Here is a 12,305-nt window from a genome sequence, read left to right as displayed (position 1 = left end):
CCGTCGCCGTTTGTTCTACTCGTGGGTAGCATCCTGGCCATGGCAGACACACAGCAGGCCGACGAGGGCACGGGCGCCAGGAAATCCACGAAGGCCGAGCGCACGGCGGCCCGGCTCGCCAAGCAGATCGGCTCCTTCTCCAAGGCGCACGGCGGGGCGGAGGCGCAGGTCGCGTACATCGGCCGGCGCGGCGCCCGCATCGTGCTGGTCGGCGAGGACGGGGGCTGGGGCGACCTCATGGCCCCCACGTACGCCATCGCCGAGCAGGCCGTCAAGAGGGCCGGGGTCGTCGTGCACGAGGATTTCGACGGCGACCTCGCGGCCAAGGTGAAGACCGGCCCGTACGAGTGGACGCGGATGGCGGGCATCCAGCTCGGCGGCCCCAGCAACGATTGAGGGGCGCGGGGCCGCATCAATATGCGGCTCCGCCGCGTGGGCGCGACCAGCCCCCCACGACCCGCAGCCGCCGAACCAGACGCACCCACGAACGATCGCTCCCACGGTCCGTCACGTGAGAGCAACACCCAGCCACCGGTTCACCCGTTAGGACCTGTAAGCCAGCGCAGCGTCTACGCGGGAGAGTCCGGATGATCGAAACGCCGTCCCTGGTGGACCAGTACTGCCACGGCGTGCTGCGGACGGAGTTGGGTCTCGGCACGTTCGAGGCCCAGCTCGCGGGCGGCGAGGGCCTGCCCGCGCCCGGCACCACGTTCTTCGACACACAGACCGGCTTCGCGGTACGCCGCTGGTGCCCGCCGTTGCTCGGCCTGGAGCCGCACTGCCCGCCCGCCCGCTACCTCGCACGACGCCGCGAACTGGGCGTCATGGAGGCCGGGCGGCGGCTGCTGCGGGGCAGCGGCATCACCACGTACCTCGTCGACACGGGCCTGCCCGGCGATCTCACCGGGCCCGGCGAGATGGCCTCCGCGGGCGCGGCCGAGGCCCACGAGATCGTCCGCCTCGAACTCCTCGCCGAGCAGGTCGCCGACACCTCCGGCACGGTCGAGTCCTTTCTCGCCAATCTCGCGGAGTCGGTGCACGGAGCCGCCGCGAACGCGGTCGCCTTCACCTCCCTGGCAGGCGCACGGCACGGTCTGGCGCTCGCGCCCGAGCCGCCCGGGCCCGGGGAGGTGCGGGGCGCGGCCGGGCGCTGGCTCGCGGACCGGCGGGTCGGCGGCGCGCTCACCGACCCGGTCCTGCTCCGCCATCTGCTCTGGATCGCGGTCGCCTCCGGCCTGCCCCTCCAGATCCACGCCGGCCTCGGTGAAGCAGGCCCGCGCATCGACAGCGCGGACCCGGTCCTCCTCACCGACTTCGCCCGTGCCACGGCCGGACTGGGCACCGATCTGGTCCTGCTGCACGGCTACCCCTACCACCGCCACACGGCCCACCTCGCCGGGGTCTTCCCGCACGTGTACGCCGACCTGGGCGCCGAGCTCGTCCGCACGGGGGCGCGGGCGGCGGCCGTCCTCGCCGAGGTCCTGGAACTGGCCCCCTTCGGCAAGCTCCTCTTCTCCAGCGGCGCCCGCGGCCTGCCCGAACTCCATGTGGTGGGCGCCCGGCTGTTCCGTGAGTCGCTGGCGCGGGTGCTGGGGACGTGGGTGGCCGAGGGCTCGTGGTCGCCGGCGGACGCGCAGCGGGTGGCGGGACTGATCGCGGCGGGGAACGCGCGGCGGGTGTACGAGCTGGAGAAGTGACCAGAACGAGGGAGAAGCGATGAGAGTGGGGGGAGAGACCGCACACTGCTCTCATGACCCGAAGCGACGCGACCGACCGCCTCCTCGACCGCTTCCTCACCGAACTGCGCGACCTCGCTCCCGTCGCCGTATGGGCCCACGGTTCGCTCGGTGGCGGCGACTACCAGGAGGGCCGCAGCGATCTGGACCTGATCGCGGTCCTGGACGACCCGATCACGGCGAGAACCGTCTGGCGGGTCGCGCTGCTGCACGCCCGTCTGCGCAACGAGCCGCTCGTCGCCAAGCTGCACTGCACCTATCTGACACCAGGAAAGGCCGCCGGTGCGGAGCGTCGGCACCTCACCTGGGCGCACGAACAGCTGTTCAAGCGGCCCGTCACCCCGGTGACCCGGCGTGAGGTGCACACCTTCGGGCTGGTCCTGCACGGCGAGCCGCCCGAGGGCCTGCTCCCGGCCGTGCCGGACAGCGAGCTGAACGCCTTCGTGGTACGGGACCAGAGGGAGTTCTGGCGCCGGGCTCTGGACAGGACCGACGCCTGGACTCAGGACATCTGGGTCGACCTGGGGCTCGTCACCCACGCCCGGGCCGCGGTCACCCTGAAGGACGGGCGGCTGATCACCAAGAAGGAGGCACTCGACCTGCTGCCCGGCCTGGGCGCTCCCGTCGAGGTGGTCGAGGACGTCAGACGACGGCGCTATGACAGCCGGGGCGCCGCACCGAGCGAGGAACCGGGCGAGGAACCGGGCGAGGAGTGGGCGGCCCGCAGGTCCAGGCTGACCAGGGAGTACCTCGCCCCGGCGATCGACGCACTCGTACGGGACCACGCATGACTCGTACGGGACCACGCACAACCCGTGCGCGACTGCGCGTGGCTCACGCGCGCGTGGGGACCGCTTCCGCCGACGGCCCCGGCACGTCCGCCATGACCTCCGGCCGCTCCCGCAGCGACAGCAGCACCCGCAGTGTGGCGATCCACACCAGGCAGGAGCCCAGCATATGCGCGCCCACCAGCACCTCGGGCAGGTCGGTGAAGTACTGGACGTAGCCGATGACGCCCTGCGCGAGCAGGACCAGGAACAGGTCGCGGGTGCGGTGGAGCGGGCCCTCGGGGGCGTCGACCGCCTTGAGGACGAACCACAGGGCGAACGTCAGGGTGACCACGATCCACGCCAGGACGGCGTGCAGCCTGCTGACGTTCTCCCAGTCCAGCGGCATGCGCTCCACGTCGCTTGAGTCGCCCGCGTGCGGGCCCGCCCCGGTCACGACGGTGCCGACGGCGATCAGCAGGACCGTCGCGGCGACCAGGACCCACACGAGCTGCTGCACGGCCTTGCCGGCCAGCGGGCGTGGTGCCGTGTCACTCTCGCGCGTGCGCTGCCACATCACGGTCGCGACCGCGATGAGTGCCGTGGAGAGCAGGAAGTGGGCGGCGACCGTGTACGGGTTGAGACCGACCAGGACGACGATGCCGCCGAGGACCGCGTTGCCCATGACGACCCAGAACTGGGCCCAGCCCAGCCGCGTCAGGCTCCGCCGCCACGGCTTCTGCGAGCGGGCGGCGACGATCGCCCAGCCGACCGCGGCGCACAGCACGTACGTCAGCATGCGGTTGCCGAACTCGATGGCGCCGTGCACGCCCATCGCGCTGGTCGCGGTGAGCGAGTCCTCGGTGCACTTGGGCCAGGTCGGGCAGCCGAGTCCGGAGCCCGTCAGACGGACGGCACCGCCGGTGACCACGATGACCACCGACATGACGAGCGCGGCGAGGGCCGCCCGCTGAACCGTGCTGGGGGCCGGTGTCCAGCGTCCGGCGATGAAGGCGAGGGGGTTGCGCACGAAGGCTGTGGCGTCGGCGAGGGTCACTTTTGGCACGCGCCCCATGGTATGCCGCCGCTTGTGCACGGTTTCACGAGGGGGTGGCCCAGTGGCCCTCTTCGGCCCGGGGGCTCACTCCCAGCGGAAGAAGCGCGCCGCCGCACCCAGTCCGAGCACCGCCCACACGGCCAGGATCCCGAGGTCGCTCCACGGCATCCCGGTGCCGTGCTGGAGGACGCTGCGCAGGCCGTCCGACAGGGCCGAGATGGGGAGCAGCCCGAGGACGTTCTGGGCCGCCTCCGGGAACCTGTCCAGCGGCACGATCACACCGCCGCCCACGAGCAGCAGCAGGAAGACCAGGTTCGCCGCCGCCAGTGTGGCCTCCGCCTTGAGCGTGCCCGCCATCAGCAGGCCGAGCCCGGAGAAGGCGGCCGTGCCGAGGACCAGGAGCAGGACCACGGCGAGGGGGTTGCCGTGCGGGGACCAGCCCAGGGCGAAGGCGATCACCGTGAGGAGGACCACCTGGAGGATCTCCGTGACCAGCACGGAGATCGTCTTGGCGGTCATCAGCCCCCAGCGGGGGAGCGGTGACGAGGCGAGCCGCTTGAGCACGCCGTAGCGGCGCTCGAATCCGGTGGCGATGGCCTGGCCGGTGAACGCCGTCGACATCACGGCGAGTGCCAGGACTCCGGGTGCGAGGAAGTCGACGGTCTCACCGGAGCCCGTGTCGACGATGTCCACGGTGCTGAACAGAGTGAGCAGCAGCGTCGGGATCACGACCGTCAGGAGCAGCTGCTCTCCGTTGCGCAGCAGCATCCTCGTCTCCAGCGCCGCCTGCGCCCCGATCATCCGCGACAGCGGGGCCGCCCCCGGCTTCGGCGCGTACGTCTTCGCGGTACTCGTACGCGCGCTCTCACTCACGCTCATGCGCGCAACTCCTTGCCAGTGAGCTCAAGAAAGACGTCTTCGAGGGTGTGCCGCTCCACCGAGATCTTCTCCGGCATCACCCCGTGCTGCGCGCACCACGAGGTGACCGTCGCGAGGAGTTGCGGATCGACCTTGCCGACGACGCGGTACGCGCCCGCGGTCAGCTCCGCCGCGGCGCAGTCCGCCGGGAGCGCCTTCAGCAGGGAGCCGACGTCCAGGCCGGGCCGCCCCGTGAAACGCAGGGTGTTCTCGGCGCCGCCCCGGCACAGCTCCTCGGGGGAGCCCTGGGCCACTACGCGGCCGGCGTCGATGATCGCGACGTCGTCGGCGAGTTGCTCGGCCTCGTCCATGTAGTGGGTGGTCAGGATGACCGAGACGCCGTCCGCGCGCAGGTCGCGCACCAGGTCCCAGGTCGCCCGGCGGGCCTGCGGGTCGAGTCCGGCGGTCGGCTCGTCGAGGAAGACCAGTTCGGGGCGGCCCACCACGGCCATGGCGAGGGCGAGGCGCTGCTGCTGGCCGCCGGAGAGCCGACGGTACGTGGTGCGGCCGCAGGAGCCGAGGCCGAGCCGCTCGATCAGCGCGTCCACGTCCAGGGGGTGGGCATGGAGCTTCGCCACGTGGCGCAGCATCTCGTCGGCCCGCGCGCCCGAGTAGACGCCGCCGGACTGGAGCATGACACCGATGCGCGGGCGGAGCTCAGCGGCCTGCCGCACGGGGTCGAGGCCCAGCACGTGGACGGTCCCCGAGTCAGGTTTCCGGTATCCCTCGCAGGTCTCGACCGTGGTCGTCTTGCCCGCCCCGTTGGGGCCGAGCACGGCGGTGACGCCCGCTCGGGCCACCAGGTCGAGGCCGTCCACCGCGGTCTTCCCGCCGTACCGCTTGACCAGGGAACGGACCTGGACCACGGGCTCACTCTGCATGGGCGCCAAGTCTAGGGACGCGAGCGGGGCGCCGGACGGGCGGGGGCGAAGATACCCTTCTCCTCCGTTCGCGCAGGTCAGCTCGGGTACCGGCCCAGCAGGCGGCTTAGGTATGCCTAAGTGATGTACGGCACCGTCGGGCGGTCCGGACGTGGCTTGCTCCGCTCTCGGGAATTACGCAACAATGGCGTTGTGAAAAACGTCGGCGAGGCTCGGGGAACCCCCAGGGGTGCCCCCCAGGAGGAGCTCGCGGCTGGGTTGCGCTCGGACCGTTCCACGCGCAACCGGGTCGCGCGGTCCATCCTGGACCACGGCCCGTCGACCGTCGCCGCGCTCGCCGAAAGGCTGGGCCTCACCCAGGCCGCCGTGCGGCGCCACCTCGACGCGCTGGTCTCCGACGACGTCGTGGAAGCCCGCGAGCAGCGGGTCTACGGCGCGCGGACGCGCGGCCGGCCCGCCAAGGTGTTCGCCCTGACCGACTGTGGCCGGGACGCCTTCGACCAGTCCTACGACAAGCTCGCCGCGGACGCCCTCCGGTGGATCGCCGAGCACGAGGGCGGCCAGGAGGCGGTCGCCGCCTTCGCCCGCGCCCGCCTCGCCGCACAGGCCGGGGCGTACCGCGAGGCGATCGAGGCCGCCGCCCCCGAGGAGCGCACCGAAGCCCTGGCCAAGGCCTTGAGTGTGGACGGGTACGCTGCCACTGCGCGCAGCGCGCCCCATCCGCAGAGGGGCGAGCAGCTCTGCCAGCACCACTGCCCGGTCGCCCATGTCGCCGAACAGTTCCCGCAGCTCTGCGAGGCGGAGACCGAGGTCTTCTCCCAACTGCTCGGCACACATGTCCAGCGACTGGCGACCATCGCGCACGGCGACGGCGTCTGCACGACGTTCATCCCCAAAGCTGGACACGCCGCACAGGCGTCCCAGTTTTCCCAGAACGACCAGCAAGACCACACCGCATCTGCAAGCACGGCCGGGAGGAACCCCGCATGACTCTCCCCACGGAGACTGCCCACCCTGAGCTTGAGGGCCTGGGCACGTACGAATACGGCTGGGCCGACTCCGACGTAGCCGGTGCCGCAGCGAAGCGCGGCCTGAGCGAAGCGGTCGTCCGTGACATCTCCGGCAAGAAGTCGGAGCCGGAGTGGATGACCAAGCTGCGCCTCAAGGGCCTGAAGCTCTTCGAGAAGAAGCCCATGCCGAACTGGGGCTCGGACCTGTCGGGCATCGACTTCGACAACATCAAGTACTTCGTGCGCTCCACGGAGAAGCAGGCGGAGTCCTGGGAGGACCTGCCCGAGGACATCAAGAACACGTATGACAAGCTCGGCATCCCCGAGGCGGAGAAGCAGCGCCTCGTGGCCGGTGTCGCCGCCCAGTACGAGTCGGAGGTCGTCTACCACCAGATCCGCGAGGACCTGGAGGAGCAGGGCGTCATCTTCCTCGACACCGACACCGCGCTGAAGGAGCACCCGGAGCTCTTCAAGGAGTACTTCGGGACCGTCATCCCCGCCGGTGACAACAAGTTCGCGGCGCTGAACACCGCCGTGTGGTCCGGCGGCTCGTTCATCTACGTGCCGAAGGGCGTGCACGTGGAGATCCCGCTCCAGGCCTACTTCCGCATCAACACGGAGAACATGGGTCAGTTCGAGCGGACCCTGATCATCGTCGACGAGGGTGCCTATGTGCACTACGTCGAGGGCTGCACCGCCCCGATCTACAAGAGCGACTCCCTGCACAGCGCGGTCGTCGAGATCATCGTCAAGAAGAACGCCCGCTGCCGCTACACGACCATCCAGAACTGGTCGAACAACGTCTACAACCTGGTCACCAAGCGCGCCGTCGCCTACGAGGGCGCGACCATGGAGTGGATCGACGGCAACATCGGCTCCAAGGTGACGATGAAGTACCCCGCCGTCTACCTGATGGGCGAGCACGCCAAGGGCGAGACCCTCTCCATCGCCTTCGCGGGCGAGGGCCAGCACCAGGACGCGGGCGCCAAGATGGTCCACATGGCGCCGAACACCTCGTCCAACATCGTCTCGAAGTCGGTGGCGCGCGGCGGTGGCCGTACGTCGTACCGCGGTCTGATCGAGATCGGCGAGGGCGCCCCGGGCGCGAAGTCCAACGTGCTCTGTGACGCCCTGCTCGTCGACACCATCTCGCGCTCGGACACCTATCCGTATGTGGACGTCCGCGAGGACGACGTGTCCATGGGCCACGAGGCGACCGTCTCCAAGGTCTCCGAGGACCAGCTCTTCTACCTGATGAGCCGCGGCCTGAGCGAGGACGAGGCGATGGCGATGATCGTGCGCGGCTTCGTCGAGCCGATCGCCAAGGAACTGCCGATGGAGTACGCACTGGAGCTCAACCGGCTGATCGAGCTGCAGATGGAAGGCGCGGTCGGCTGACCCGCCGCCCGTCCAGTAGCCAGCGGCCCGCCTCCGGGCGGGCCGAGGACCGCAACACGTAGGAAAGAGAGCAGACCGACAGCCATGGCTGAGGCCCAGAACATCCCGGTGGGCTCCACCACCGCCGGCTCGATCGCCGTTGCGGCCGAGTCGACCGTCGCCACGCGCATGAGCGCGCCGCCCTCCTTCGACGTGGCGGACTTCCCGGTCCCGCACGGCCGCGAGGAGGAGTGGCGGTTCACCCCGCTGGAGCGCCTGCGCGGCCTGCACGACGGCACCGCCGTCGTCAACGGCACCGGTGTGAAGGTGGACGTCCAGGCCCCCGAGGGCGTCATCGTCGAGACCGTCGGCCGTGACGACGCGCGGATCGGCAGGGCCGGCACCCCCGTGGACCGCGTCGCCGCCCAGGCGTACTCGGCGTTCGAGAAGGCCGGCGTGGTCACCGTCCCCAAGGAGACGGTGCTCACCGAGCCGATCCGCATCGCCGTGCACGGCGAGGGCGGGGTCGCCTACGGCCACCAGGTCATCGAGCTGGGCGCCTTCGCCGAGGCCGTCGTCGTCATCGACCACACCGGTGACGCCGTGCTCGCGGCCAACGTCGACTACCTCCTGGGCGACGGCGCCAAGCTGACCGTCGTCTCGGTCCAGGACTGGGACAAGAAGGCCGTGCACGTCGGCCAGCACAACGCGCTGGTCGGCCGGGACGCGTCCTTCAAGTCCGTGATCGTCACCTTCGGCGGCGACGTCGTACGCCTCCACCCGCGCGTGCAGTACGCGGGCACCGGCGGCGAGGCCGAGCTGTACGGCCTGTACTTCACCGACGCCGGCCAGCACCAGGAGCACCGGCTCCTGGTCGACCACAACACCCCGCACTGCAAGTCGAACGTCGCCTACAAGGGCGCGCTCCAGGGCGACGACGCGCACGCGGTGTGGATCGGTGACGTGCTGATCGAGGCCAAGGCCGAGGGCACGGACACCTACGAGATGAACCGCAACCTGGTGCTGACCGACGGCGCCCGCGTCGACTCCGTGCCGAACCTGGAGATCGAGACCGGCGAGATCGTCGGCGCCGGCCACGCCTCGGCGACCGGCCGCTTCGACGACGAGCAGCTCTTCTACCTGATGGCCCGCGGCATCCCCGAGTACGAGGCCCGCCGCCTCGTCGTCCGCGGCTTCTTCGCCGAACTGGTCCAGCAGATCGGCGTCGACGACATCGAGGAGCGCCTCCTCGCCAAGATCGAAGAGGAGCTGGAGGCGTCGGTCGCATGACTGCCCCGTCTACGTTCCTGCGCGCCTGCGCGCTGAGCGAGCTGGAAGAGGGCACCCCGAAGCGGGTGGAACTCGACGGCACGCCCATCTCGGTCGTCCAGACCGAGGGCGAGGTCTTCGCGATCTACGACATCTGCTCGCACGCGAACGTCTCGCTCTCCGAGGGCGAGGTGGAGGACTGCCAGATCGAGTGCTGGCTGCACGGCTCCAGCTTCGACCTCCGCACCGGCAAGCCGTCCGGCCTTCCCGCGACGCGCCCCGTCCCCGTATACCCCGTAAAGATCGAAGGGGACGACGTACTCGTCTCCCTCACCCAGGAGTCCTGAGGCACCCATGGCAACGCTTGAAATCCGAGACCTGCACGTCACCGTCGAGGCCGACAACGCCACGAAGGAGATCCTCAAGGGCGTCGACCTCACCGTGAAGCAGGGCGAGACGCACGCCATCATGGGCCCCAACGGCTCGGGCAAGTCGACCCTCGCCTACTCGCTCGCGGGTCACCCCAAGTACACGATCACCAGCGGCTCCGTGCTGCTCGACGGCGAGGACGTCCTGGAGATGTCCGTCGACGAGCGCGCCCGCGCGGGCCTGTTCCTGGCGATGCAGTACCCGGTCGAGGTGCCCGGCGTCTCGGTCTCCAACTTCCTGCGCACCTCCGCCACCGCCATCCGCGGCGAGGCCCCCAAGCTGCGCACCTGGGTGAAGGAGGTCAAGGAGGCCATGGAGCGCCTTTCCATCGACCCCTCCTTCGCCGAGCGCAACGTGAACGAGGGCTTCTCCGGCGGTGAGAAGAAGCGTCACGAGATCCTCCAGCTGGAGCTGCTCAAGCCGAAGGTCGCGATCCTCGACGAGACGGACTCCGGTCTGGACGTCGACGCGCTCCGCGTGGTGTCGGAGGGCGTGAACCGCGTCCGCGAGAGCGGCGAGGTCGGCACCCTGCTGATCACCCACTACACGCGCATCCTGCGCTACATCAAGCCCGACCACGTTCACGTGTTCGCCGCCGGCCGGATCGCCGAGTCCGGCGGCCCCGAGCTCGCGGACAAGCTGGAGAACGAGGGCTACGAGGCTTACACGAAGGGTGGCGCATCCGAGTGACGCAGTTGCCGGGCCTCCTCGACACCGAGGCGATCCGCAAGGACTTCCCCGTCCTGGACCGGCAGGTCCACGACGGCCGGAAGCTCGTGTACCTGGACAACGCGGCGACCTCGCAGAAGCCGCGCCAGGTACTGGACGCCCTGAGCGAGTACTACGAGCGCTACAACGCCAACGTCCACCGCGGTGTGCATGTGCTCGCCGAGGAGGCCACGGCGCTGTACGAGGGCGCGCGGGACAAGGTCGCCGCGTTCATCAACGCGCCCAGCCGCGACGAGGTGATCTTCACCAAGAACGCCTCCGAGTCGCTGAACCTCGTGGCGAACATGCTGGGCTGGGCCGACGAGCCCTACCGCGTGGACGCCGAGACCGAGATCGTCATCACGGAGATGGAGCACCACTCCAACATCGTGCCGTGGCAGCTGCTGTCGCAGCGCACGGGAGCGAAGCTGAAGTGGTTCGGCCTCACCGACGACGGTCGCCTCGACCTGTCCGACATCGACGAGATCATCACGGAGAAGACGAAGATCGTCTCCTTTGTGCTGGTGTCGAACATCCTGGGGACGGTCAACCCGGTCGAGGCGATAGTCCGCCGCGCGCAGGAGGTCGGGGCCCTGGTCCTGATCGACGCCTCGCAGGCCGCGCCGCACATGCCGCTGGACGTACAGGCCCTCCAGGCCGACTTCGTGGCCTTCACCGGCCACAAGATGTGCGGCCCGACCGGCATCGGCGTGCTCTGGGGCCGCCAGGAACTGCTGGAGGACCTCCCTCCGTTCCTCGGCGGCGGCGAGATGATCGAGACGGTGTCGATGCACTCGTCGACGTACGCACCGGCTCCCCACAAGTTCGAGGCGGGCACCCCGCCGATCGCGCAGGCGGTCGGCCTGGGCGCGGCGATCGACTATCTGTCGTCGATCGGCATGGACAAGATCCTCGCCCACGAGCACGCGCTCACCGAGTACGCGGTGAAGAAGCTGAGCGAGGTCCCCGACCTGCGCATCATCGGCCCGACCACGGCCGAGGACCGGGGCGCGGCGATCTCCTTCACGCTCGGTGACATCCACCCGCACGACGTGGGCCAGGTCCTCGACGAGCTGGGCATCGCGGTCCGGGTCGGCCACCACTGCGCCCGCCCGGTCTGCCTGCGGTACGGAATTCCTGCGACCACGCGAGCGTCGTTCTATCTGTACTCCACGCCGGCCGAGATCGACGCTCTGGTCGACGGACTGGAGCACGTACGGAACTTCTTCGGCTGAAGGGCGTGCTGAAACCGTGAAGCTGGACTCCATGTACCAGGAAGTCATCCTGGACCACTACAAGAACCCCCATGGGCGTGGTCTTCGGGATGGCGACGCCGAGGTGCACCACGTGAACCCGACGTGCGGCGACGAGATCACCCTCCGTGTGAAGTACGACGGCACGACGATCGAGGACGTCTCGTACGAGGGCCAGGGCTGCTCCATCAGCCAGGCCTCGGCCTCCGTGCTGAACGACCTCCTCGTGGGCAAGGAGCTGGCCGAGGCACAGAAGATCCAGGAGACGTTCCTGGAGCTGATGCAGTCCAAGGGCCGTATCGAGCCCGACGACGCGATGGAGGACGTCCTGGAGGACGCGGTCGCGTTCGCCGGAGTCTCCAAGTACCCGGCCCGAGTCAAGTGCGCCCTCCTCAGCTGGATGGCGTGGAAGGACGCGACGGCCCAGGCCCTGGGCGGAGCCGACGCCGAAAGGAAGACGGCATGAGTGACACCGTGGAGATGAAGCCGGCCTCGGAGGAGGAGCTCCGCGAGGCCCTGATGGACGTGGTCGACCCCGAACTGGGCATCGACGTCGTCAACCTCGGCCTCATCTACGGCATCCACGTCGACGACGCGAACATCGCGACCGTCGACATGACCCTGACCTCCGCGGCCTGCCCGCTGACGGACGTCATCGAGGACCAGGCCAAGTCCGCCACGGACGGCCTCGTCAACGAACTCCGCATCAACTGGGTCTGGATGCCCCCGTGGGGCCCCGACAAGATCACGGACGACGGCCGGGAGCAGCTCCGCGCGCTCGGGTTCAACGTCTGAGAACACCCGCTCATCGCCTACAGCACTGTGGCCCCCGGCGCGCTGCCGGGGGCCACAGTCGCACCGCCAGACGGGGCGTCAGCTGTTCGACATGCGGTGCGTCAG

Annotated in this window: 14 protein-coding genes; 11 read left to right on the top strand and 3 right to left on the bottom strand. The window is 69.8% G+C overall.

Going from position 1 to position 12,305, the window contains the following annotated elements; translation table 11 throughout:
* The first annotated feature begins 39 nt into the window (after nt 1-39).
* From IE262_RS05625 to IE262_RS05615, 3 genes are all read left to right on the top strand, one after another.
* Nucleotides 40-396 (top strand): hypothetical protein, encoded by a 357-nt coding sequence (locus IE262_RS05625; RefSeq protein WP_134041926.1) that lies wholly within the window; start codon nt 40-42, stop codon nt 394-396.
* Between the two features lie 191 nt (nt 397-587).
* Nucleotides 588-1,697: an amidohydrolase family protein gene (locus IE262_RS05620; protein ID WP_189871795.1), complete on the top strand. Its 1,110-nt coding sequence runs from the start codon at nt 588-590 to the stop codon at nt 1,695-1,697.
* Between the two features lie 53 nt (nt 1,698-1,750).
* Complete coding sequence (locus IE262_RS05615; protein WP_134041924.1) at nt 1,751-2,527, top strand: nucleotidyltransferase domain-containing protein; 777 nt, start codon at nt 1,751-1,753, stop codon at nt 2,525-2,527.
* Between the two features lie 43 nt (nt 2,528-2,570).
* Here IE262_RS05615 and IE262_RS05610 read toward each other — a convergent pair whose 3' ends face one another.
* From IE262_RS05610 to IE262_RS05600, 3 genes are all read right to left on the bottom strand, one after another.
* Entirely contained in the window at nt 2,571-3,578 is a 1,008-nt protein-coding gene (locus IE262_RS05610; RefSeq protein ID WP_189871792.1) for a COX15/CtaA family protein, read from the bottom strand.
* 66 nt (nt 3,579-3,644) lie between these two features.
* Nucleotides 3,645-4,439, bottom strand: coding sequence for an ABC transporter permease (locus IE262_RS05605; protein WP_189871790.1), 795 nt, complete (start codon nt 4,437-4,439; stop codon nt 3,645-3,647).
* The gene (locus IE262_RS05600; RefSeq protein ID WP_189871788.1) at nt 4,436-5,359 is read right to left on the bottom strand and encodes an ABC transporter ATP-binding protein; all 924 of its coding nucleotides are present in this window, start codon (nt 5,357-5,359) and stop codon (nt 4,436-4,438) included. The genes IE262_RS05605 and IE262_RS05600 overlap by 4 nt, the downstream gene beginning before the upstream one ends.
* 192 nt (nt 5,360-5,551) lie before the next feature.
* Here IE262_RS05600 and IE262_RS05595 point away from each other — a divergent pair, with 192 nt between their 5' ends.
* The 8 genes from IE262_RS05595 to IE262_RS05560 all read left to right on the top strand — a co-directional run bounded on the left by IE262_RS05595 (nt 5,552) and on the right by IE262_RS05560 (nt 12,200).
* Nucleotides 5,552-6,349 carry a helix-turn-helix transcriptional regulator gene (locus tag IE262_RS05595; RefSeq protein ID WP_189871786.1) on the top strand — a complete coding sequence of 266 codons (798 nt, stop codon included), beginning with the start codon at nt 5,552-5,554 and terminating at the stop codon, nt 6,347-6,349.
* Nucleotides 6,346-7,767 carry a Fe-S cluster assembly protein SufB gene (gene sufB / locus IE262_RS05590; protein ID WP_134041914.1) on the top strand — a complete coding sequence of 474 codons (1,422 nt, stop codon included), beginning with the start codon at nt 6,346-6,348 and terminating at the stop codon, nt 7,765-7,767. Before IE262_RS05595 ends, sufB begins: the two co-directional genes overlap by 4 nt.
* A gap of 84 nt (nt 7,768-7,851) precedes the next feature.
* Nucleotides 7,852-9,036, top strand: a complete 1,185-nt coding sequence (gene sufD, locus IE262_RS05585; protein WP_189871784.1) for a Fe-S cluster assembly protein SufD — start codon at nt 7,852-7,854, stop codon at nt 9,034-9,036.
* Entirely contained in the window at nt 9,033-9,362 is a 330-nt protein-coding gene (locus IE262_RS05580; RefSeq protein WP_134041910.1) for a bifunctional 3-phenylpropionate/cinnamic acid dioxygenase ferredoxin subunit, read from the top strand. Before sufD ends, IE262_RS05580 begins: the two co-directional genes overlap by 4 nt.
* A 7-nt stretch (nt 9,363-9,369) precedes the next feature.
* On the top strand, nt 9,370-10,134 hold the full coding sequence (gene sufC / locus IE262_RS05575; protein WP_134041908.1) for a Fe-S cluster assembly ATPase SufC: 765 nt from the start codon (nt 9,370-9,372) through the stop codon (nt 10,132-10,134).
* Nucleotides 10,131-11,387: a cysteine desulfurase gene (locus IE262_RS05570; RefSeq protein ID WP_134041906.1), complete on the top strand. Its 1,257-nt coding sequence runs from the start codon at nt 10,131-10,133 to the stop codon at nt 11,385-11,387. Before sufC ends, IE262_RS05570 begins: the two co-directional genes overlap by 4 nt.
* Nucleotides 11,388-11,403: 16 nt before the next feature.
* Complete coding sequence (gene sufU / locus IE262_RS05565) at nt 11,404-11,871, top strand: Fe-S cluster assembly sulfur transfer protein SufU (RefSeq protein WP_134041904.1); 468 nt, start codon at nt 11,404-11,406, stop codon at nt 11,869-11,871.
* Nucleotides 11,868-12,200, top strand: a complete 333-nt coding sequence (locus IE262_RS05560) for a metal-sulfur cluster assembly factor (protein ID WP_030745090.1) — start codon at nt 11,868-11,870, stop codon at nt 12,198-12,200. Before sufU ends, IE262_RS05560 begins: the two co-directional genes overlap by 4 nt.
* Nucleotides 12,201-12,305 lie beyond the last annotated feature (105 nt).

Source organism: Streptomyces bluensis (assembly GCF_014650715.1).
Lineage (GTDB): Bacteria > Actinomycetota > Actinomycetes > Streptomycetales > Streptomycetaceae > Streptomyces > Streptomyces bluensis.
The sequence above is the reverse complement of the archived record's forward strand: the minus strand, read 5'-3'. Positions and strand labels throughout refer to the sequence as shown.